General features: G+C 72.6%; 18 protein-coding genes. 10 read left to right on the top strand and 8 right to left on the bottom strand.

Features of this window, described 5'->3' with window-relative positions; translation table 11 throughout:
* Positions 1-83: 83 nt before the first annotated feature.
* Entirely contained in the window at positions 84-335 is a 252-nt protein-coding gene (locus tag ACWY4P_RS13525) for a hypothetical protein (protein ID WP_456210789.1), read from the top strand.
* 197 nt (positions 336-532) lie between these two features.
* On the opposite strand, the gene ACWY4P_RS13520 is transcribed toward ACWY4P_RS13525, so the two are convergent.
* From ACWY4P_RS13520 to glgX, 3 genes are all read right to left on the bottom strand, one after another.
* Positions 533-1,630, bottom strand: a complete 1,098-nt coding sequence (locus ACWY4P_RS13520; RefSeq protein ID WP_456210788.1) for a lytic polysaccharide monooxygenase auxiliary activity family 9 protein — start codon at positions 1,628-1,630, stop codon at positions 533-535.
* 141 nt (positions 1,631-1,771) lie between these two features.
* Positions 1,772-4,294 (bottom strand): malto-oligosyltrehalose synthase, encoded by a 2,523-nt coding sequence (treY, locus tag ACWY4P_RS13515; RefSeq protein WP_456210787.1) that lies wholly within the window; start codon positions 4,292-4,294, stop codon positions 1,772-1,774.
* Between the two features lie 88 nt (positions 4,295-4,382).
* Positions 4,383-6,548 carry a glycogen debranching protein GlgX gene (gene glgX, locus ACWY4P_RS13510; protein WP_456210786.1) on the bottom strand — a complete coding sequence of 722 codons (2,166 nt, stop codon included), beginning with the start codon at positions 6,546-6,548 and terminating at the stop codon, positions 4,383-4,385.
* Between the two features lie 233 nt (positions 6,549-6,781).
* On the opposite strand from glgX, the gene ACWY4P_RS13505 reads away from it, so the two are divergent.
* From ACWY4P_RS13505 to ACWY4P_RS13495, 3 genes are all read left to right on the top strand, one after another.
* Positions 6,782-7,588 carry a Tat pathway signal sequence domain protein gene (locus ACWY4P_RS13505; protein ID WP_456212916.1) on the top strand — a complete coding sequence of 269 codons (807 nt, stop codon included), beginning with the start codon at positions 6,782-6,784 and terminating at the stop codon, positions 7,586-7,588.
* Positions 7,589-7,643: 55 nt separating this feature from the next.
* Positions 7,644-8,981, top strand: coding sequence for a copper amine oxidase (locus ACWY4P_RS13500; RefSeq protein WP_456210785.1), 1,338 nt, complete (start codon positions 7,644-7,646; stop codon positions 8,979-8,981).
* A 65-nt stretch (positions 8,982-9,046) separates the two neighbouring features.
* Complete coding sequence (locus tag ACWY4P_RS13495) at positions 9,047-10,324, top strand: SAV2148 family HEPN domain-containing protein (RefSeq protein ID WP_456210784.1); 1,278 nt, start codon at positions 9,047-9,049, stop codon at positions 10,322-10,324.
* Here ACWY4P_RS13495 and ACWY4P_RS13490 read toward each other — a convergent pair.
* Both ACWY4P_RS13490 and ACWY4P_RS13485 read right to left on the bottom strand, forming a co-directional pair.
* Positions 10,273-11,187 carry an ABC transporter ATP-binding protein gene (locus ACWY4P_RS13490; RefSeq protein ID WP_456210783.1) on the bottom strand — a complete coding sequence of 305 codons (915 nt, stop codon included), beginning with the start codon at positions 11,185-11,187 and terminating at the stop codon, positions 10,273-10,275. The genes ACWY4P_RS13495 and ACWY4P_RS13490 overlap by 52 nt on opposite strands.
* Positions 11,184-11,918, bottom strand: coding sequence for a FadR/GntR family transcriptional regulator (locus tag ACWY4P_RS13485; RefSeq protein WP_456210782.1), 735 nt, complete (start codon positions 11,916-11,918; stop codon positions 11,184-11,186). The genes ACWY4P_RS13490 and ACWY4P_RS13485 overlap by 4 nt, the downstream gene beginning before the upstream one ends.
* Before the next feature lie 166 nt (positions 11,919-12,084).
* Between ACWY4P_RS13485 and ACWY4P_RS13480 the strand changes: the two genes are divergently transcribed.
* Positions 12,085-12,819: an exonuclease domain-containing protein gene (locus ACWY4P_RS13480; protein ID WP_456210781.1), complete on the top strand. Its 735-nt coding sequence runs from the start codon at positions 12,085-12,087 to the stop codon at positions 12,817-12,819.
* Positions 12,820-12,900: 81 nt separating this feature from the next.
* Here ACWY4P_RS13480 and ACWY4P_RS13475 read toward each other — a convergent pair whose 3' ends face one another.
* Positions 12,901-13,800, bottom strand: a complete 900-nt coding sequence (locus ACWY4P_RS13475) for an aminoglycoside phosphotransferase family protein (RefSeq protein WP_456210780.1) — start codon at positions 13,798-13,800, stop codon at positions 12,901-12,903.
* A 313-nt stretch (positions 13,801-14,113) separates the two neighbouring features.
* Here ACWY4P_RS13475 and ACWY4P_RS13470 point away from each other — a divergent pair, with 313 nt between their 5' ends.
* The 5 genes from ACWY4P_RS13470 to ACWY4P_RS13450 all read left to right on the top strand — a co-directional run bounded on the left by ACWY4P_RS13470 (position 14,114) and on the right by ACWY4P_RS13450 (position 19,256).
* The gene (locus tag ACWY4P_RS13470; protein WP_456212915.1) at positions 14,114-15,007 is read left to right on the top strand and encodes a carbohydrate ABC transporter permease; all 894 of its coding nucleotides are present in this window, start codon (positions 14,114-14,116) and stop codon (positions 15,005-15,007) included.
* A gap of 65 nt (positions 15,008-15,072) precedes the next feature.
* Entirely contained in the window at positions 15,073-15,918 is an 846-nt protein-coding gene (locus ACWY4P_RS13465) for a carbohydrate ABC transporter permease (protein ID WP_456212914.1), read from the top strand.
* Positions 15,918-17,219: an ABC transporter substrate-binding protein gene (locus ACWY4P_RS13460; RefSeq protein ID WP_456210779.1), complete on the top strand. Its 1,302-nt coding sequence runs from the start codon at positions 15,918-15,920 to the stop codon at positions 17,217-17,219. Before ACWY4P_RS13465 ends, ACWY4P_RS13460 begins: the two co-directional genes overlap by 1 nt.
* A gap of 71 nt (positions 17,220-17,290) precedes the next feature.
* Complete coding sequence (locus ACWY4P_RS13455; protein ID WP_456210778.1) at positions 17,291-18,124, top strand: putative RNA methyltransferase; 834 nt, start codon at positions 17,291-17,293, stop codon at positions 18,122-18,124.
* A gap of 136 nt (positions 18,125-18,260) precedes the next feature.
* Entirely contained in the window at positions 18,261-19,256 is a 996-nt protein-coding gene (locus ACWY4P_RS13450; protein ID WP_456210777.1) for a CDP-alcohol phosphatidyltransferase family protein, read from the top strand.
* A gap of 7 nt (positions 19,257-19,263) precedes the next feature.
* Here ACWY4P_RS13450 and erm read toward each other — a convergent pair whose 3' ends face one another.
* Together erm and ACWY4P_RS13440 are read right to left on the bottom strand one after the other, a co-directional pair.
* Positions 19,264-20,097, bottom strand: coding sequence for an ErmE/ErmH/ErmO/ErmR family 23S rRNA (adenine(2058)-N(6))-methyltransferase (gene erm, locus ACWY4P_RS13445; protein WP_456210776.1), 834 nt, complete (start codon positions 20,095-20,097; stop codon positions 19,264-19,266).
* A gap of 192 nt (positions 20,098-20,289) precedes the next feature.
* Positions 20,290-20,445: a hypothetical protein gene (locus ACWY4P_RS13440; protein WP_456210775.1), complete on the bottom strand. Its 156-nt coding sequence runs from the start codon at positions 20,443-20,445 to the stop codon at positions 20,290-20,292.
* Between the last annotated feature and the right edge of the window lie 24 nt (positions 20,446-20,469).

Here is a 20,469-nt window from a genome sequence, read left to right as displayed (position 1 = left end):
GGACGCGGGCATCGACCAAAGTCGCAGGGCCATAGACCTTTGGCCGACTCGCCCCCGCCGGTCCGCCGCCTAGCCTCGAACACATGAGAAAAGCATGCGAGTTGGTGGGGAGCGTGCTGCTGGTCCTGGGCCTCGGCGGACTTGTCCACCACTTCATCGGCTGGTTCGGGAAGTGGGCGGTGGTCCGCTATGTGCCGTTCCTGGACGGCTATGAGCTGTATGCGAATGCCGCCCTGGCCGTGGTCGGCTTCGTCATGGTCGCCGTCGCCGAGGAGGCGGGCAAGCGCCCGTCCGGTCCGCTCATATCTGATGCGGACCGCGCCCCGCGAGAGTGAGGAAGGCTTCGCCGACCGCCTCGGGACACCGAAAGGCCGGTCTGCCGCCCACGAGGGGGAAGGGGGCGGCAGACCGGCAGGGTGAGGTGCACCTGACAGGGCGGAGGAGCGGATCAGGGCACCACGTGGATCGGGGGTCGGGGCAGCGCGCTGTGCGGGTCAGCGCGCTGCGCGGATGGGGTCAGTGCGCCATACAGTCAGTGCACCATACAGATCGGCGCGGCCGTCGCGTCGGGTGAGCCACCGCTGGCCGCATAGCCGAAGGTCGTCGAGGCTCCGGCCGCCAATGAGCCGTTCCAGTCGGCGTTGGTGACCGATGCCGTTGAGCCCGTGGCGGTCAGTTTGCCGTTCCAGGCGCTGTCCACCCGCTGCCCGGACGGCAGTGTCCAGTCGACCATCCAGGAGGAGATGGGGGTGGCGCCGGTGTTGGCCACCGTCACCTCGGCCTGGTAGCCGCCGTTCCAGGTGCTGGTGGTCTTCTGGGTGGCGGTGCACTTGGCCGTCGGCGGGTCGGTCGGGTCACTGCCGCCGCTGGAGGCGCCCGGCACCGTCACCTCACCGTTGCCGCCGTCGAAGACCACGTCGGAGCAGCTGTAGAAGGTCTCCTGGCTGTCCGAGCGGGTCCAGACGGTGTAGATGATGTGGCGGCCGCTCTTGCCCGAGGGCAGATTGGCGGTCCAGGTGTACTTGCCGTCCACCGTGCCGACCGGGCCCGTCTGCGGCGGGTTCGTCACGGTGTTGAACGGCTGGTCCTCCAGGTCGTTCCAGGTGAGCGGCTTCGTCGGGTCGATCGCGTTCTTGGTGACGTAGCTGCGGAACGAACCGGGGTGCGCGGCCCAGGCGTTGTAGGTGAACTGCATCGACTTACCGGCGGTCAGATGGGTCACCGGCCAGTCCTTGCTGCCCAGGTCGAAGCCGGAGAAGTTGTAGACGGTGGCCGCGCCGCTGCACAGCTGTCCGTCCGGGATGAAGCCCTTGGTCCGGCCCGCCCCGTCCGAACGCAGCACCGCGAACCAGTTGTAGAACGGCGTGGCCCCGCTCTTGTCGAACGCGGCCTTGCAGGCGGGGTTGGTCGGCTTGACCTCCCCGGTGCTGGACAGGCTGTACTTCCAGCACAGATAGGTGCGGCTGCCCGGTGCCATCGGCGCGCCGTGCGCGGAGGCGCTGCCGCCGCCGAAGAACACCAGCCCGAGGGCGGGCAGCACACCGAGCAGGACCAGCAGTACGGACCGGCGGGCGCGGGAGCGGCCCGGCGGTTGAGCGGGACGTGCGAGAGCCATCAATCGTCGTGGCATTGCGCTTCTTCTTCCCTTCGACGCGAACGGGTCAGGAACCGTCGTATGGGAGCGCTCCCAAGTTACTTTGTGAAGGTAGCGCCGTCCGCAGTACCTGTAAATGCTTTAGGCCGCGAACACAGCATCAGTTCTGGCGGGCCGTCAGGTCCGGACCAGCAGCGCCACCGGGAGGCGGTCGAAAAGGTCGCTCAACCGGCAGGCCCCCTCGGCCGTCCGCCCGGTCAGCAGGTCCCGCCAGCGACCCGGCGGCAGCGGCAGCGCCGTGCCGCGCCAGCCGCCCGCCTCCGCGAGCCGCCGCGACAGCCGGGTGACGGCCGTGACCGCCCCGCCGCCCCCGGCACCTTCCGCGCCACCACCCCCGCCCCCGCTCCCGCCTTCGCCCTCGCCCCGGCCGTCCGTCCGCAGAAACGCCACACAGTGCGCGGCCGCCGGGCCCTCGGCCGCCAGCGGGGTGTACGCGCCCGACGGTCCGAACCACCGGGGACGGCGCCGCCGCAGCCGCAGGGCCGCCGCGGTCAGCAGCAGCTTCTCGGCCGACGGCCCGTCCGGCTCGCGCCCCGCGTCCAGATGGGCGAGCAGCTCGGGGCGCGGCTCGGGCGGGCGGCGGTTGTCCGGGTCGACCAGCGCGGCGTAGGTGTGCTCGGTGCCCATGTAGAGGTCCGGCACGCCCGGCATGGTCAGCTGTAGCAGGGCCGCGCCCAGCGCGTTGGCGCGCGCGGGGGCGTCCAGCGCGCCGCCCAGCGCCGCCCACGCCGGGTGGCCGGGGTCGCACGGGCCCGCCTTGAGGAAGGCGGCGACCTCGTCCTCGTACGCCGGGTCCTGCTCGGTCCAGGTCGTCCGCAGCCCCGCCTCCCGCACCCCCTTGAGCACCGCGGGGACCAGCCGCTCGCCGTCCGGGGACCCGAGCCCCACCACGGTCTGCCACGCCGTCCACGCCAGATGGGCATCGGGCGCCGCCGCGGTGCCCGACGCCGTCTCCCGCGCCTCCACCGCCACTGCCGCTGCCACTGTCACTGCCTTCAGCAGTTGCCCCCACCGGTCCGGGCACTCGGTCAGCGCCGCGAGCCGCGCCCGCACATCCGCGCTGCGCTTGGTGTCGTGGGTGGACAGCACGGTGCCGGTCGAGGGCCAGTCGGCCCGCAGCCGGGCAGCGAAGGCATGGAACCGGTCGGGGGAGACGGCCGGTTGCCCCGGGTCGCCGCCGACCTCCGCCGCCGAGAGCAGCGGGGCGTAGCGGTAGAAGGCGGTGTCCTCGACCGACTTGGCGCGCAGCGCGGCGGCGGTCTGGGCGAAGCGCGCGCAGAAGTCGCGGTGGTGCGGACCGTCGCCCAGTCTGCCGAGCGCCGCGTCCCGCACCGTGAACACCACCGACGCCTCCTCCCGCACCGCGAACGCCGCCCGCGCGTCCCCCGCCGCCAGGATCAGCATCTCGGCGTCCGTCCGGGTCGGCGGGGTGTCGGGGGAGACGTACGGGCGGTAGACCGGCAGCCGCACCAGCAGCTCGCGGATCGCCGTGCGCAGCGCCCAGGGTGCGTGGTCGCGCAGCCGCGGCTCGGCGGCGCAGATCCGCACGGCGGTGCGCACCAGCCGCTCCACCTCGGCGGCCAGCTCATGCGTCACCACATGCCGCGCGGCGCGCCGCACGGTCGACGGCCAGTCGCCGCCCAGGTCCTCGGGGGGCGCGGCGAAGCCGCGGTACAGCGCGGTCAGCTCCGCCAGCCCGGCCGGGTCGACGAAGAGGCCGTCGATGTGGTGCAGCGCGTCATAGCCGGTCGTGCCGGCGACCGGCCAGTGCGCGGGCAGCCGCTCGCCCCGGCCGAGGATCTTCTCCACGACGGTCCACCGGCCGCCCCCCGCCGCGGCCCGCACCTCGCGGTCCAGCCGCCGCAGATACCCCTCCGGGTCGGCGAGGCCGTCCGGGTGGTCCACCCGGAGCCCGTCGATCACCCCGTCGCGCATCAGCTCCAGCAGCTTCCCGTGGGTCGCCGCGAACACCTCGGGGTCCTCGACCCGCACCGCGATGAGCTCGGAGATGGTGAAGAAGCGCCGGTAGTTCAGCTCCGTACGGGCCAGCCGCCACCACCCCAGCCGGTACCACTGCCGGTCCAGCAGCCGGGGCAGCGGCATCCCCTCGGTGCCGGGCCGCAGCGGGAACTCGTGGTCGTGGTAGTGCAGCGCCCCGTCCGCCACCCGCAGCTCCGCCAGCTCGTCGCCGAGCGGGCCGCCGAGGACCGGCAGCAGCACCTTGCCGCCGTGGCGGCCCCAGTCGATGTCGAACCACCGCGCATACGGCGAGGTCGGCCCGTCCTTCAGCACCTCCCACAGCGGTCTGTTGAGCCGCTCCGGCGCGGGCACCGCCATGTGGTTGGGAACGATGTCGACGATCAGCCCGAGCCCGTGGGCACGGGCCGTGCGGGCCAGGGCGCGCAGCCCCTCCTCGCCGCCCAGCTCCGCCCGCACGGCCGAGTGGTCGACCACGTCATAGCCGTGTGCGGAGCCGGGCCGGGCCTCCAGCACCGGCGAGAGGTGCAGATGCGACACGCCGAGCGAGGCCAGATACGGCACGGCCTCGCCCGCCGCCTCGAAGGGGAAGGCGGGCTGTAGCTGAAGCCGGTAGGTGGCGGTCGGCGCGGCGGACCCGGGCACGGTGCGGTCGGACGTCATAGAACGTACGTACCCACAACCCGCACGGCATCAGATCGAAGCACCGGCCAAACACTCGTACGAGGGTTTCTGCGCCCAAACGGGAACCCTACCCCGGCCGCTGGAGCACCAGCAGGCTCCGGTCCACCAGCGTCAGCCGGTCGCCCGCCGCCACCTTCGCCCCGCTGCCGGGCTCCACGCCCTCCGGCAGGGAGGTGTCCACGATCACCTGCCACTGCTTGCCGTGGTCGACGGGCACCGTGAAGTCCAGCGGCTCGTGGTGCGCGTTGAACATCAGCAGGAAGGAGTCGTCGGCGATCCGCTCCCCGCGCGGCCCCGGCTCGGAGATCGCGCTGCCGTTGAGGAAGACCGTCAGCGACTTGGCGTGCGCCGCCTGCCAGTCGCGCTGCCGCATCTCCTCGCCCTCGGCCGTGAACCACGCGATGTCCGAGAGCTCGTCGTGCGTGCCCTCCACCGGCCGCCCGTGGAAGAAGCGGCGGCGCCGGAAGACCGGGTGGTCGCGGCGCAGCCAGGTCAGCGAGCGGGTGAAGCGCAGCAGCTCCAGGGCCGCGGCGTCCGCCTCGTCCGCCGCGGCCCCCTCGGCCCCCTCGGCCCCCTGGGCTTTGGTGCCCGGCCATTGCACCCAGGACACCTCGTTGTCCTGGCAGTACGCGTTGTTGTTGCCGTGCTGGGTGCGCGCGAACTCATCGCCGTGGCTGAGCATCGGCACGCCTTGGGAGAGCATCAGCGTCGCGATGAAATTGCGCATCTGGCGCTCGCGCAGCGCCCGTACCGACGGGTCGTCGGTCTCGCCCTCGGCGCCGCAGTTCCAGGAGCGGTTGTAGCTCTCGCCGTCCTGGTTGCCCTCGCCGTTGTCCTCGTTGTGCTTCCGGTCGTACGAGACCAGGTCGCGCAGCGTGAAGCCGTCGTGGCAGGTGACAAAGTTGACGGAGGCCAGCGGCCGCCGCCCGTCGCCCTGGTAGAGGTCGGAGGAGCCGGTCAGCCGGGAGGCGAACTCGGCGAGAGTGCGCGGCTCGCCCCGCCACAGATCGCGGACCGTGTCGCGGAACTTGCCGTTCCATTCGGTCCACAGGGGCGGGAAGTTCCCCACCTGGTAGCCGCCCTCGCCGACGTCCCAGGGCTCGGCGATCAGCTTCACCTGGCTGACCACCGGGTCCTGCTGCACCAGGTCGAAGAACGAGGACAGCCGGTCCACCTCGTGGAACTGCCGGGCCAGCGTGGCCGCCAGATCGAAGCGGAAGCCGTCGACCCGCATCTCGGTCACCCAGTAGCGCAGCGAGTCCATGATGAGCTGCAGTACGTGCGGGCTGCGCATCAGCAGGGAGTTCCCGGTGCCGGTGGTGTCCGTGTAGTACCGCCGGTCGTTGCCCAGCCGGTAGTACGAGGCGTTGTCCAGGCCCCGGAAGGACAGCGTCGGGCCCAGGTGGTTGCCCTCGGCGGTGTGGTTGTAGACGACGTCGAGGATCACCTCGATGCCGGCCTGGTGTAGGGCGCGTACGGCCGACTTGAACTCCAGGACCTGCTGTCCCCGGTCGCCCCACGACGCGTATGCGTTGTGCGGGGCGAAGAACCCGATGGTGTTGTAGCCCCAGTAGTTCGACAGGCCCGCGTCGACCAGCCGGTGGTCGTGCACGAACTGGTGCACCGGCATCAGTTCGAGTGTGGTGACGCCCAGCTCCGTCAGATGTTCGATGATCGCGGGGTGCGCGAGCGCCGCGTAGGTTCCGCGCAGCTCGTCCGGCAGCCGCGGATGGCGCATGGTGAGGCCCTTGACATGGGCCTCGTAGATGACGGTGCGGTGGTAGTCGGTGCGCGGCGGCCGGTCGTCGCCCCAGTCGAAGTAGGGGTTGACCACGACCGAGGCCATGGTGTGCGGGGCCGAGTCGAGGTCATTGCGCTTCTCGGGCCGGTAGAAGTGGTAGCCGTAGACCTCCTCGCCCCAGTTGATCTGTCCGCTGAGCGCCTTGGCGTACGGGTCGAGCAGCAGCTTGGCGGAGTTGCACCGGTGGCCGCGCTCCGGCTGGTACGGGCCGTGGGCCCGGAATCCGTAGCGCTGCCCGGGCATGATCCCCGGCAGATAGGCGTGGCGTACGAAGGCGTCGGTCTCGCGCAGCTCCACCGCGGTCTCCGAGCCGTCCTCGTGCAGGAGGCACAGCTCGATCCGCACGGCGGCCTCGGAGAAGACCGCGAAGTTGGTTCCGGCGCCGTCGTAGGTGGCGCCCAGGGGGTAAGCCTGTCCCGGCCAGACCTGCATGCGTCGACTCTTCCACTTCTTCCCCGGGGCCCGCGAGCACCCCTGGCGCCGGACGAGGAGGAATCCTTGCCCAACTGGCGCCCTGGCGTAGCGCTTTCGCCACAACTTCCTGAAAACGGAGGCAACCTGCGACCGAATCGGTTCGTCCTACGGGGTGACTCCGCATACTGGATCTCCCGGTATGCGGTCCCATGCGACCTGAGGGGTGTTTGGGGGAGAATGTGCGCACGATAATGCACCGCCACCTGGGCAAGGTGGTGGCCGGTGCGGCCATCGCGGTCACCGCCACGGCGGTGATGGTGGGAGTGACGCTGCCGAGCGACGCGTCCGGCCAGGAGAAAGGCGCGGCAGCGGGGCGCGACGGCGGCCCGCAGAGCTCGACGGCCGAGCAGGGCCGGTCGGCCCGGCAGCAGCCCGCCGTCGTGGAGTCCGCCCCCGTGCAGGGGAAGACGGGCACCGGCCGGGATCCGCTCACGGACGACGAGATGAAGCGCGCCGAGCAGCTCGCGCTCGGCCGGAGCCTCCGCGACAGCGGTGAGAACGTCACCGGCGGCAAGGGCCCGCAGCGGCTGGCCACCGACCTCGCGGAGCTGTCTCCCGAGGAGGTGGCACAGGCCGACCCGCCGCGCCGCGCCGAGGTCTCGTACTACGACTACAAGGACGACGCCTACGTCATCAAGACCGTCGACCTCGCCTCCGGCAAGGTCGAACACACCGAAACCCAGCACGGCGTCCAGCCGCCGCCGACCCGCGACGAGGCGCGCGAGGCCGCCCGGCTGCTGATCGCCGACAAGCTCGGCGACGGCCTCAAGCGGGACTACAAGGACGCCACCGGCAGCGCGCTGACCGGCCCCGACCAGCTGACCGTCACGGGCTTCGTCTACCGGGTCGACGAGGAGAACGCCGGGCCGGCCGCCCTCGCGGACTGCGGGAAGCACCGCTGCGTACGGCTGTTCACCAGGGTCGTCAACGGGCAGTGGATCGACGTCAGGCAGCTGGTCGTCGACCTGAGCGACCGCACCGTCCACCGGCTGGGCTGACGGCCCCGGCGCGCTCCTTTTCGCACACCTTTACGCTCATCACAGGAGTACCTCCATGCCTGAAAGAAGGCTTCGCCGTGCTCGTGCCCGGGTCGCGGCGGCCCTCGGCGCCTCGGCGCTCATCGGGGTCACGGGCGTCGCGGCCGGTCCGGCCGGATCCGCCCAGGCCGCCCCGAAGGCGCCCGCGAAGGCCCCCGCCGCCGCGGCCGACTGCTCGGCCGCGTACCGGATCGAACAGAAGCTGGACGGCGGCACCACCTGGCGGATGTGCTGGCACTACGAGAGCAAGGCCGGGCTCGTGCTCGACGACGTCTCGTACCAGCCCAAGGGCGAGGCCGCCCCCATCAAGGTGCTGACCAGCGCGAAACTCGCCCAGATCCATGTGCCGTACGACGACGGCAGCAATGAGTACGACGACCTCACCGGGCAGCCCTTCGCCCAGGAACTGCAGCAGCTCGACCCGGCCGAGTGCCCCGGCGGCACCATCAAGACCGTCCGGGTCCCCGGCGCATGGGACCCGGATCACCCGGATGTGAAGGGTTTGTGCGCCACCACCCGCGCCCGCGGCCACGCCTACCGCATGGGCGGCGGCGGTCCGGACGGCAACAAGGTCTACCAAACGCAGGGCAAGGACCTGCTCCTCTACACCGTCAACCAGGTCGGCTGGTACGAGTACATCACCGAGTGGCGGTTCTCCGGCGACGGCACCATGACCATGCAGGTCGGCGCCACCGGCACACTCTCCCCGATGGACTACGACGCGGGCGACGGCCGCGGCTGGCCGATCGGCAAGGGCGCCAAGGACTACGCCACCAGCCATGCCCACAACGTCTTCTGGCGGCTGAACTTCGGCCTCGACGGCTCCCCCAAGAGCAAGGTCGAGCAGTACGACTCCAAGACCACCACGGCCACCGGACAGAAGCCCAAGACCAAGACCACCCGCACCCAGGTCACCAAGGAACTGGCCGGGGACGCCGCCGCGCAGCGCTGGTGGCGGGTCGTGTCCACCGCGGGCAAGAACAAGGACGGCCACCCGCGCAGCTACGAGATCGTGCCCGGCCACACCAGCAAGTTCCCCGGCCGCAGCTACACCAAGCACGACGTGTACTTCACCGAGTACAAGAAGTGCGAGCAGTTCGCCAGCCACAACCCGCGCGGCTGCGCGACGGGCGCGGGCAAGAGCGTCGACAAGTGGGTGAACGGCCAGACCCTCAAGCACCCCATCGTGTGGGTCAACATCGGGTTCCACCACATCGCCCGCGATGAGGACCAGGAGCCCATGCCGGTGCACTGGCAGGGCTTCCAGCTCTCCCCTCGGGACGTCACCGCTATGAATCCGCTCACGCCTTCTGCACTGTCTGATCACAACGGCCATACAGAAGGGGAAGGTTGACCGTAAGGTCGATCGATCGAGCTGCACCGCCCCCGTCCGCCGCAGTAGTCTGCGGTGATCGTTGGATGGGGGCGGGAGGCGGTGCACAGGTGAGCTCGGGCGGGCTGGAGCTGCCTTCTGGGGACGCGGTTCCCGGGAGTGACAGCGCCACCGACACACCCCCCGGTGCGGTGTCCCTGGTACAGCCGGTGGAGATCGGAGCGGAACTGGACTGGGGCGCCGACGCCTGGGCCGAGGTGCGCACCCGCGCACGCCGGGCCGGGCGGGCCTACATCTGGCTGAACCTCGTCGAGCAGCGGCTGCGCGCGGTCGTGGCCGCCGTGCTCCGCCCCATCTACGAGCCGGTCCACGACGACGACTGGGTCGTCGCCGCGGCCGGGCCCGCCGGGCAGGAGTGGGTGCAGCGCGCCGTCGCCGTACGGGAGGTGAGCCGCCGCAAGGGTTATCTGCTGGACCCGGCGGACGACAACGTCCTCAGCTTCCTCACCCTGCCGCAGCTGCGCGAACTCCTCGTCCAGCACTGGCCGTGCTTCGAGCCGTACCTCGACGACCGGCGCGAGGTGGAACTGGCCCTGGACGAGCTGGAGGTCGCCCGCAACGTCGTCTCCCGCAACCGGGCCCTGTCCGTGACCGTCCTGGCCCAGGCCGAGCGCGCCTCCGCCCGGCTCCTGGACATCCTCGGCAGCGGCACCGGCACCCCCTCCGCCGACCGGCTGCCCATCGACGCCGTCGAGGACCTGGTGGGGGACCGGTACGCGGACGTCGTGGGGGTCCACTCCGACCGGGTGCGGCTACAGCGGCAGCTGCCCGTCGAGGACCTCTTCGGCAACGCCCGCCGCCTCGACGCCGTCGGCATCGGGCTCAACCTCCTGGTCCAGAACTACTCCGGCCGCCGACTGGTCCGGCTGGCCGAAGCCGGCTGCCGGGCCCGGCTGCTGTTCCTCAACCCGGCCAGCAGCGCGGTGCGGCGGCGCGAGCGTGAGCTCGGGCTGAAGAAGGGCGAGATGAGCCGGTCGGTGGAGATGAACATCCTCCACATGCGGCGGGTCCGCGCCCGGCTGCGCGACCCCGGCGCGTTCGAGATCCACGTCTTCGACGAGACCCCGCGCTTCACCGCCTACCTGGTCAACGGCGACGGCGCCGACGGCCTGGCCGTCGTCCAGTCGTATCTGCGCAAGGCCCGGGGCATCGAGGCCCCGGTGCTGGTGCTGCGCGGCGGGGGGCGCGGGCGCGACGTGGTGCGGGACGGGCAGGACATGAGCCGCGACGGCGACAACGGGCTGTTCGGCACCTACCGGGAAGAGTTCGAGAGCGTGTGGGCGGACTCCCGGCCGGTGTCCTGAGGCTCGCGCGCACCGGGATTGTCGGTGGCGGCCGTGGCCGCGCCGGTGGCCGGCCGAACCGGGCCGCCGGTACGGGCCCGGCCGGTGCGCGCCGCCCAGCGGCCGTCGGTGCGGGTGATACGGACCGGGTGGCCGAAACACACGCTGATCCGCTCCGTGGTGACCACCTCGTCGGCCGTCCCGGAGGCCAGGGCGCGCCCTTCGCGCAGCAGCAGCGCGTGCGTGGTGCTGGCCGGCAGCTCCTCCAGATGGTGCGTCACCAGGACGGTCGCCAGCCGTGGATGGTCGCGCCGCAGCGCGTCCAGGCTGTCCAGCAGCTGCTCGCGCGCCGCCAGGTCAAGGCCGGTGGCCGGCTCGTCGAGCAGCAGCAGGCGCGGGCGGGGCATCAGCGCCCGGGCGATCAGGACCCGGCCGCGCTCGCCCTGGGACAGGGTGGGCCACAGGGCGTCGCGCCGGGCGCCCACCCCGAGCGTGTCGAGCAGCCGCTCGGCCTGCTCCAGCCGGCCGGGCTCGGGCCGTCGGCGCGGGACGGTCTCGACGGTGTTGGTCAGCCCGGTGAGCACCACGTCCCGCACCCGCAGCGGGGAGCGCAGCGGATGGCGCGGGTTGACATGGCCGACGAGGGTGCGCAGTTCCCGCAGGTCCACCCGGCCCAGCGTGTGCCCCAGGACCTGCACCGTGCCCCGGGTGGGGTGGGTCAGCGCGCCGAGCAGGCCGAGGAGGGTGCTCTTGCCCGCGCCGTTGGCGCCGAGCAGCGCCCAGTGCTCGCCCTCGCGCACGGTCAGGGAGACCGACCGCAGCAGATACCGGCCGTCGCGTACGACGTCGACGTCCTCGGCCCGCAGTACGGGGGAGCCGGTCATCGCGCCACCTCTTCGATTGGGCCGTCCGGGCCGGCCAGGCCGACCAGGGTCATGACGGATTCCAGGTGCCGGGTGGTGGCCGCGATCGCGGCCGTGGCGTCGCCGCGCGCCAGGGCGTCCAGCAGATCCGCGTGCGCGCAGGACAGATCGGGCAGCCCGGTTTCGTACGTCACCATCTCGACCAGCGCCTCGCGCAGCACCGGCAGTACGGAGGTGAACAGGCCGAGCAGCACGGCGTTGCCCGACAGCTCGACGACCGTCCGGTGGAACTCCAGGTCGGCGTCCACGAAGGCGGCCGGACCGGCCCCGGCGGCCTCCTGCCGCCGCTTCAGATCCGCCGCGAGCCGGGCGACGTCCTCGGGGCGCGTCCGTCGCGCGGCCAGCCGGGCGGCCTCCACCTCGAGGGCCCTGCGGACCTCGTAGACCTCCAGCAGCCGGGCGCGGCGCAGCAGGTGCCGCAGGTCCGGCTCGCCGGCCGCGCCGGCCTGTTCGGGCTCGGTCCGGGTGACAAAGGTGCCTGAGCCGTGGCGCACGTCCAGCAGGCCGTCCCGGGCCAGCAGCCGTACGGCCTCCCGCACGGAGGACCGGCCGACGCCCAGCTCCGCCGCGAGCCTCACCTCGTTGGGCAGCCGCTCGCCGGGCTCCCAGCGCCCCTCGCGCAGCATGTCCCGCAGCGCGCCTTCGACCTGCGGTACGACACGCCCGTGCCGCAGCCGGGCCAGCTCCGCCATGCCCCCACCCCTTCCGATCATGTCCGACGGCGGGGACTCTAACACGAGTCCTCAGACGTCTGAGGACTTATCGCGCTGGCGGGCTCATCGCCCAGGCGGGATCGGGGCGTTGTCAGTGGTGCGTGGGAGGGTGGTTCACACCAGGGGGAAGTAAAGGAGGGCCGGTATGGGCTGGCACCGGGAGCTGCTGATCGGATTCGACCTCGAGACCACGGGCACGGACCCGGGGGAGGCGCGGATCGTGACGGCGGCCGTGGTCGAGGTGAGGGGCGGGGAGCCGGTCGGGCGGCGCGAGTGGCTGGCCGATCCGGGCGTGGCCATTCCGGACGACGCCGTGGCCGTGCACGGCATCAGCACCGAGCGGGCGGCGGCCGAGGGACGCCCCGCGCCCGAGGTGGCCGACGAGATAGCGGACGTGCTGGTGGCCCACTGGCGGGCGGGGGCGCCGGTGGTGGCGTACAACGCGGCGTTCGACCTGAGCCTGCTCGCCGCCGAGTTGCGGCGTCACGGGCTGCCCTCGCTGGGCGAGCGGCTGGGCGGCGCCGAAACCGGCCCGGTCGTGGACCCGTACACGATAGACCGGGCCGTCGACCGGTACCGCAAGGGCAAGCGCACACTGGAGGCGGTGTGCGGGGAGTACGGGGTGGTCCATGAGCGCGCCCACGAGGCCGGGGCGGACGCGCTGGCGGCGGTCCGCGTCGCGTGCGCGGTCGCGGAGCGCCACGGGCAGGTGGCGGGTCTGGATCTGTGGGATCTGCACCGCAAGCAGGTCGTCTGGTACGCCCGGTGGGCGGCCGACTTCCAGGCCTGGCTGCGCGGCAAGGGCACGCCGGACGCGGTGGTCGACGGCAGCTGGCCGCTCCACGAGGTCGAGGCGGAGGCCGAGCCGGTGGCGGGCTGACAGCCTCCACTGTGCCCCACAGTGCGGCGGGCCCTGGCAGGGCGGCGACCGTTCGGCACGCCGCCCCCCCAGGGCGGCCGTTCAGAACGCGTACCAGCGGACCGCCGGATCACCGTCCCGCAAGGAGGCCACCCGGCGGCCGAATTCGGCGAGCGCGGCCGGGTTTCCCGGCGCGTGCTGGGCGACCCAGGCGCAGCTCGCGATCTCCCGCGCGCCCCGCAGTACCGCGCAGCCGTCCCACTCCCGCACATCCCAGCCGTACGCCGCCACGAACTCGTCGTACGCGGCCGGGCCGAGCCCGTAGCGGTCCCGGGTGAGGTCCATGACGACGAGGTCGTGCTCGCGCAGGTCGTAGGAGAACGTCTCCAGGTCCACCAGCACCGGGCCGTCGGGGCCGATGTGCACATTGCGAGGCAGCGCGTCGCCGTGCACCGGGCCGGGCGGCAGCCGCGGGGTCAGCTCCGCGGCGGCCGCCGCGGCCTCGTCCCGGCGGGCGCGCAGATACGCCGCGTCCGCCGGGGCGATCGCGCGCCCGGCCAGCCGCAGCCAGCGCTCGACGCCGCCCAGCAGATCGCGGCCCGGCAGCTCGAAGGGCGGGTCGGGCAGCGCGTGCACCAGCTGGAGCAGCCGGCCGAGGTCACGGGGGCCGGCGGGGCGTACGGGCTCGGGGAGCTGCTGCCAGTAGGTGACGAGATGGCCGCCGAAGGGGAGCGGCTGCTCCGAGCCGTAGCGGCGGTCCGGGCGCACCGCGGGCAGGCCCTCCCGCGCCAGCCAGTCGGCGACCTGGAGCTCCCGCGCGGCCCGGTCCCACACCTCCAGATCCCGGCTGATCCGTACCACGAGGGACAGGCTGTCGAGGGCGAACACGGCGTTCTCGCCGAGCGCCAGCAGCCGCGCCTCGGCGGTGCCCGCCCGGTACGGCGGCAGCGCGGCGGCGAGCACCGCGCGCGCCCGCGCCTCGGTCAGCGCCGCGTTCCCCATGTCGTGCCTCCTCCGCCCGCCCGCGCCGGGCTCACCCTCCGGGCCTGCCCATCATGCCGTCCGACAGGGCGCCGACGGCGGGCGGCCCCTGCCGCCGGCCGAGGCGTGCCCTGATCGGCCGGCCTGCGCCCCGCCTGCCGCTGGGGCGGGCACCCCCCAGCGGTAGGCGCCCCCAACTCCCGCACCGCTCCCACACGATCCGAAACCTTGACTGCGCCGCGTGCCCTCCGCACGATGACGTGGGCCTCCGCACCGGGCGCCCCAGTTCCGCCGTATCGAGATGCGCCCGAAGGAGCCCCTCGCCGTGACATCGATGGCCGCAATGGCGCGGCCGGACAACAGACCGCCGGACGGGAGGACCGATCGCGGCGCGTGGTTCCTGATCCTGCCGGCACTCATACCGATCCTCGTCCTCAGCGTCGGCCCCCTCCTGTACGGGATCGCGCTGGCCTTCACCGACTCCCAGTCGGGCCGCACCCGCCCCACCCAGTGGACCGGCCTGCGGGGCTTCCAGGACCTGGCCCAGGACCGGCTTTTCTGGGAGTCCTTCCGCATCGGGCTCCAGTGGGCGGTCGGGGTGACGGTCCCGCAGTTCCTGCTGGCGCTCGGACTGGCACTGCTGCTCAACCAGAACCTCCGCTTCCGCTGGCTGGCGCGGGCCCTCGCGATCGTCCCCTGGGCCATGCCGGAGATCGTCGTCGGCATCATGTGGCGGCTGGTCTACCAGCCCGACGCAGGCCTCCTCAACGACGCGCTGGGCACCGGCAAGGATTGGCTGGGCGACCCCGCGACCGCTCTGCCCGCCGTCATCGTGGTCGGTGTCTGGGCGGGCATGCCGCAGGTGACCGTCGCGCTGCTGGCCGGTCTCGCCAACGTGCCGCGTGAGCTGCACGAGGCCGCGGCGGTGGACGGCGCGGGTGCCTGGCGCCGCTTCCGCACCGTCACCTGGCCCGCCATCAGGCCGATAGCCCTCGCGATCAGCGCGCTCAGCTTCATCTGGAACCTCAACTCCTTCGCGCTGGTCTACGTCCTGACCAACGGCGGCCCCGGCGGTCGCACCCGTCTGCCGATGCTCTTCGCTTACGAAGAGGCCTTCCGCTACGGCCAGTTCGGCTATGCGGCGGCCATGGGCTGCGTCCTGGTCGCGGTGGTGTCCGTGCTGCTCGCGGTGTATCTGGCCGGGCGGCTGAGGGGAGACGACCGGTGAAGCGGCCAACCGTGACGTCCGCGAACCGGCAATCCCCGAACCGGCGATCCGCGCACCCGCCGTCCCTGAGCCGTCGGCGCACCGCGAACCGCACCGCCCGCGCCGGGCAGTACCTCGCGCTGCTGTGCTATCTCGGCTTCCTCGTCCTGCCCCTCCTGTGGCTGATGTCCACCGCCTTCAAGCCGCCCCGCGAGCTGGCCACCCTCGACCCCCAGTGGATCCCCGACCACCCCACCCTGGACAACTTCCGCCAGGCGTTCGACGAGCAGCCGCTCCTCCAGGCCGCGGCCAACAGCCTGATCGCCGCCGCCTGCGCCGCCGTGTTCGCCGTCGCCCTCGCGACCCCGATGGCGTACGTCATGGCCCGCCACCGGTCCCCGCTGTCCCGCGCGGCCACCGGCTGGGTCGTGGTCAGCCAGGCGTTCCCGCTGGTCCTGGTGATCATCCCGCTGTTCCTGATCCTCAAGGAGCTCCGCCTCATCGACTCCCTCGCCGGCCTGGTGGCCGTGTACGTGGTGTGGGCGCTGCCGTTCGCCCTGTGGATGCTCACCGGGTACGTCCGCGCCGTGCCGCGCGAGCTGGAGGAGGCCGCGGCCGTGGACGGCGCGGGCAAGGCGCGCATCCTGGTCTCGGTGACCGCCCCGCTGCTCGCCCCGGGCATCGTGGCCACCGCCCTCTTCGCCTTCATCACCTCCTGGAACGAGTTCTTCTTCGCCCTGGTCCTGCTCAAGTCGCCGGAGAAGCAGACCATGCCGGTCATCCTCACCCACTTCATCGGCGCGGAGGGGGTAGCCGACCTCGGTCCGCTCGCCGCGGCCGCGCTGCTCGCCACGATCCCCTCCCTCGTCCTCTTCGCCGTCATCCAGCGGCGGATCACGGGCGGGATGCTGGCCGGGGCGGTGAAGCACTGATGCGTCGCAGGCACTTCCTCGCCGGGGCGCTGGCCGCGCCCGCCACCGCCGCGCTGCTGCCCGCCTGTTCGGCGGGCCGGCGCCGTCGCTCGGCCGATGGCACGGTCACCCTGCGCTTCCAGTCGCTGGCCTGGCAGCAGGAGTCCGTCGCCGTGAACAAGCAGCTGGTCGCGGAGTGGAACGCGGCCCACCCGAAGATCCGGGTGGAGTACGTCCAGGGCAGCTGGACCGGCGTCCACGACCAGCTGCTGACCGCCTTCGAGGGCGGCGAGCCGCCCGACATCATCCACGACGCCACCGATGACCTCGCGGACTTCGCGTACGGCGGCTCGCTCGCCGACCTCAGCGATCTGCTGCCCCGGCGCCTCATGGAGGACATCCCGCAGGAGAGCTGGGGGACCGCGACGTTCGGCGGCGGTGTCTATGGCGTGCCGTTCCTCCAGGAGCCGCGCATGATCATGGCGAACAGCGCCCTGCTGGAGGCGGCGCGGGTGCGCATCCCCACCGCGCGGGACCCGTGGAGCTGGGAGGAGTTCGAGGAGGCCGCGAAGCGGCTGACGCGCAAGGGCGCCTACGGGGTGGCCTGGCCGCTCAAGGAGCCGGTCTCCGCGACCCTCAACCTGTCCCTGTCCACCGGCGGCCGGATCTTCCACCGGGGCGCCGACGGCAAGGTCACCATCCGTTTCGACGCCGCCGACCAGGCGGTCCCCGCCGTCATCCACCGGCAGTTGGGAGCCGACCGCACCGGTTCCCGGACCACCCTCGGCATGGGCGGCTCGGACACCCTGCCCGGCTTCTTCGGCGGCAAGTACGCGATGGTGCCGCTCGGCTTCTCGTACCGCCAGCAGCTCGCGCAGCAGGCACCCAAGGGCTTCAGGTGGACCGTCCTCCCGGCGCCCGCGGGGCCGGGGGGAGACCAGCGGCAGGGCGTCAGTCCGCAGACGCTGTCGATCGCCGAGGACTGCCCGTACAAGGAGGAGGCGGTCCGCTTCATCGACTTCTTCCTGCGGCCGCGCAACATGGTGCGGCTCGCGCGCGGCGACTGGCTGCTGCCGACGGGCACCCGCGCACTGGCCGACCCGGCGCTGCGCACCCGCGAGCACGGCTGGGCGACCGGCACGGCCCTGGCGCCCGCGCTGCGCCCGGCGCCCGCCCAGACGGTGCGCGGCTATCCGGAGTGGAAGGACAAGATCGCCACGCCGGGGCTCCAGGAGTACTACGGCGGCGAGATCGGGATGGAGGAGCTGAGAGACCGGCTGGTGAAGGACGGAAACCTGGTACTGGCGCGCTACCAGCGGTAAGCGCGGCGGCGGGGCGGGCGGCATCGCGGTCAAGTTGCACGAGACGTCTCGTCTCGCTTAATGTCACGGCCGTGGCCGAACCCTTCGACGCCCTCCTGTGCCCGCTGTGCGGCGACGGCCTCCGGCCCCGCACCGGGGCGCTGGGCTGCGCCCGAGGCCACGCCTTCGACATCGCCCGCCAGGGATACGCCAGCCTGCTCGTCGGCGGCGCGTCCACCGCGAGCGCCGACGCCGCCGCCATGGTCCGGGCCCGGGCGGCGTTCCTCGGGGCCGGTCACTACGCGGGTCTCGCGGGCGCCCTCGCGGAGCTCGCCGCGCCGCTGTGCCCGCCCGGCGGCACCGTGCTGGACGCCGGGGCGGGCACCGGCTACTACCTGTCCGCCGTGCTGGACACCGCCCCCGGCGCGGTCGGCCTGGCGCTGGACACCTCCAAGCACGCGCTGCGGCGCGCCGGGCGGGCCCACCCGCGCGCGGGCGCCGCGCGCTGGGACCTCCGGCGGCCGCTGCCCGTACGGACCGGCTCGGTCGATGTGCTGCTCAATGTGTTCGCGCCGCGCAACGGCGGTGAGTTCCGCCGTGTGCTGCGGCCCGGCGGGGCGCTGCTGGTGGTCACCCCCACGGAACGCCATCTGGCCGAACTCAGGCCTTCTATGGGCCTGTTGTCGGTCGACGCGGCCAAGGAGGCCCGGCTCCGCCGTGCGCTGGACGGCCACTTCCGGCTGGAGCGCACCGCGACCTACGACCGTACGGTCGCGCTGGCCGCCGAGGACGCGGCGAACGCCGTCTCCATGGGGCCCTCGGCGTACCACCTCGACGAGGCCGAGGTGCGCTGCCGGGCCGCCCGGCTGCCCGCCCCGCTGCGGGTGACCGCGTCTTTCCTGCTGTCGGTCTACCGGCCGGGCTGACAGGGCAGTGCCATGGACCCGCTCCCTCCAGGAGACCGATACCCCGGGCCAAAGGTTGTGTCCGGCCGACCTTGTGTCCTTTCTTAACGGCTTCTTACCGTCGGGTGAACTCTTGACTGACGCCGGGAAGTTGGACATGCGCCCAGACATACCGCCACTCGCCGAAGTACGCCGTATCACCGAGAAGAAGCGCGACGCGTGGTGGACCGTCATGCTGGTGGACCCGGTCGCCACGCCACTGGTCCGCTGGACCGCGATGCACACCCGCGTCACCCCGAACCAGCTCACCTGGGGCGCGTTCCTCGTGGGCCTCGGGTCCGCCGCCTGCTTCGCGCAGGGGGACTGGCGCTGGCTGCTGCTCGGCGCCCTGCTCTACCACGTCAGCTTCATCTTCGACTGCATGGACGGCAAGCTGGCCCGGCTGACCGGCACCGGCTCGGTCTTCGGCGCCTGGCTGGACTTCGTCTTCGACCGGATCCGGGTCCTGGTCTGCGCGGCCGCGCTGATGGGCGGCCAGTACGAGCGCACCGGGGAGGTGCTCTACGTCTGGCTCGCGCTGGCCGTGACGTCCCTGGACGCGCTGCGCTACATCAACTCGCTCGAGACGTTCAAGATCCGGCACGGGATGCGCGAGCAGATCAAGGCCCGGATGGACGCGGCCCGCGAGGCGCACAACGAGGCCGAACTGGCCTTCATGGAGGACCTGCTCCGGGAGAACCCCGAGGCCGACGTGGAGCACGACCGCGCCGTCGCGGCCGAAGCGGCGCGCGGTACGACAACAGAGACGACGACAGCGACGGCGACGGCCGAGGCCACGGCGGTGGCGACCGCGCCGGACGCTTCCGACCGACCCACAGTCGTCGATCTCCAGCAGGAGTTCCGCCGCCGCTTCCCCTGGTGGACACGGTGCCGCTCGTTCCTTCAGCGGCACCGCGTCCGTGCTCATCTCATCAGCGGCATCGAGTTCCAGATGGGCGTGTTCATCATCGGGCCCCTCCTGGACGCGGTGGTGGCGGGGACCGTCGTCTCGGGCGTCCTGCTGCTCGTCTTCGAGCTGGCCCTCATCTACAAGCTGCTGCTGTCCACCCGGGACTTCACCCGCACCCTCAACTCCTTCGACACGACCGCCTGAGCACCGGTCAGCCGGGGGTGCCGCTCAACTCCTCGAACAGGACGAGCCACTGCCGCGGTGTCGCATACGCCACCACGGCGTCCCGGCCGAGCCCCGCCCGCCGGAACGCGCGATCCAGCCGCCGGGCGGGGTGCGCCCGGCGCAGCGACGCGTAGAGCGTGCCGCCGACGCCGGAGAAGCCGAGCTCGACCAACCGCTCGTACGCGGCCCGCTCGCCCGCGCCCGTCAGCAGCGGCCGCGGGCGCCGCGTCAGCCGCAGGATCCCGCCGTCGACCCGCGGCACCGGCCGGAAGGCGGCGCGCGGAACCCGCCCGCACAGCTGCCAGTCGACGTCCGGCCAGGTCCGTACGGTCAGCAGACTCCAGCGGCCGAAGTCCCCGGTGCGCTTGCGGGCGTACTCCAGCTGCGTCAGGAAGGTGGCCGAGGTCAGCCGGGGCGCCCGCAGACACCAGTCGACGATCTCGGCGGTGCGGGCGTAGGGCACATTGCCGACCACCGCGAAGGGCTCGAGCGGGGGCCGGGCGGTCAGGAAGTCCTGGCGCACCACGCGCACATGGGAGTGGTCGGCCAGACGCAGCCGCAGGCCGGGGATGAGATGGCGGTCGATCTCGTAGCCGATGAGCTCGCGGCAGCGCGGCGCGAGCGCCTCGGTGAGCGCTCCCTTGCCCATGCCGACCTCGATCACCAGCCCGTCGGGGCGTGGCCGCGCGGCCCGGACGACGCGGGCGACGGCGGCCGGGTCGACCAGGAAGTTCTGCGAGAGGGTACGGCGCGCCAGATCGCGTTCGGTAGGGGGCTTGGTGCGACGCGGGACGGGGGATGGATTTCGCTTGCGGGCCACAGCCGGCGGTCCTTTCGGAGCCGGGCGGGCGGCAGCAGCACGGAACGGGCCCTGCCGCCCGTCCCGGAGTGAGTGATTCCTGGACTGGCGGGGGCCCTGGCCGAGGGCATGCGGAAACGAGCCGTGAGGCGGTGGGGTCAGAAAACCTTCAAAGCCTCAGCGACGAGCTGTCGTCGAGCGCTCAGTGAGCGGTCAACGGCTCGGGAAGGCGCTGGGCGCGTCCGGGCCGGCCAGGGCACCGGGGCCGCGCCGCGGGCGGCGGGTGAGCAGGACAGACGCGTACACACACGCCACCCGGGCGAGGCCCCGGGAGTCGCGGATGAACGCGCCGAAGATCAGAGATCCCATCAGCGAGTGCCCTCCGCGCGTGTG

This window comes from Streptomyces sp. LZ34, from assembly GCF_053890475.1.
Note: the sequence above shows the minus strand (reverse complement) of the source record. Positions and strands in the feature narration are given on the sequence as shown.

Excerpts from the sequence above, each read along its gene's own strand:
- ACWY4P_RS13525 (WP_456210789.1), top strand. The coding sequence starts at position 84 with ATGAGAAAAGCATGCGAGTTGGTGGGGAGCGTGCTGCTGGTCCTGGGC.
- ACWY4P_RS13520 (WP_456210788.1), bottom strand. The coding sequence starts at position 1,630 with ATGCCACGACGATTGATGGCTCTCGCACGTCCCGCTCAACCGCCGGGC.
- treY (WP_456210787.1), bottom strand. The coding sequence starts at position 4,294 with ATGACGTCCGACCGCACCGTGCCCGGGTCCGCCGCGCCGACCGCCACC.
- glgX (WP_456210786.1), bottom strand. The coding sequence starts at position 6,548 with ATGCAGGTCTGGCCGGGACAGGCTTACCCCCTGGGCGCCACCTACGAC.
- ACWY4P_RS13505 (WP_456212916.1), top strand. The coding sequence starts at position 6,782 with ATGCACCGCCACCTGGGCAAGGTGGTGGCCGGTGCGGCCATCGCGGTC.
- ACWY4P_RS13500 (WP_456210785.1), top strand. The coding sequence starts at position 7,644 with ATGCCTGAAAGAAGGCTTCGCCGTGCTCGTGCCCGGGTCGCGGCGGCC.
- ACWY4P_RS13495 (WP_456210784.1), top strand. The coding sequence starts at position 9,047 with ATGGGGGCGGGAGGCGGTGCACAGGTGAGCTCGGGCGGGCTGGAGCTG.
- ACWY4P_RS13490 (WP_456210783.1), bottom strand. The coding sequence starts at position 11,187 with ATGACCGGCTCCCCCGTACTGCGGGCCGAGGACGTCGACGTCGTACGC.
- ACWY4P_RS13485 (WP_456210782.1), bottom strand. The coding sequence starts at position 11,918 with ATGGCGGAGCTGGCCCGGCTGCGGCACGGGCGTGTCGTACCGCAGGTC.
- ACWY4P_RS13480 (WP_456210781.1), top strand. The coding sequence starts at position 12,085 with ATGGGCTGGCACCGGGAGCTGCTGATCGGATTCGACCTCGAGACCACG.
- ACWY4P_RS13475 (WP_456210780.1), bottom strand. The coding sequence starts at position 13,800 with ATGGGGAACGCGGCGCTGACCGAGGCGCGGGCGCGCGCGGTGCTCGCC.
- ACWY4P_RS13470 (WP_456212915.1), top strand. The coding sequence starts at position 14,114 with ATGGCCGCAATGGCGCGGCCGGACAACAGACCGCCGGACGGGAGGACC.
- ACWY4P_RS13460 (WP_456210779.1), top strand. The coding sequence starts at position 15,918 with ATGCGTCGCAGGCACTTCCTCGCCGGGGCGCTGGCCGCGCCCGCCACC.
- ACWY4P_RS13450 (WP_456210777.1), top strand. The coding sequence starts at position 18,261 with ATGCGCCCAGACATACCGCCACTCGCCGAAGTACGCCGTATCACCGAG.
- ACWY4P_RS13440 (WP_456210775.1), bottom strand. The coding sequence starts at position 20,445 with ATGGGATCTCTGATCTTCGGCGCGTTCATCCGCGACTCCCGGGGCCTC.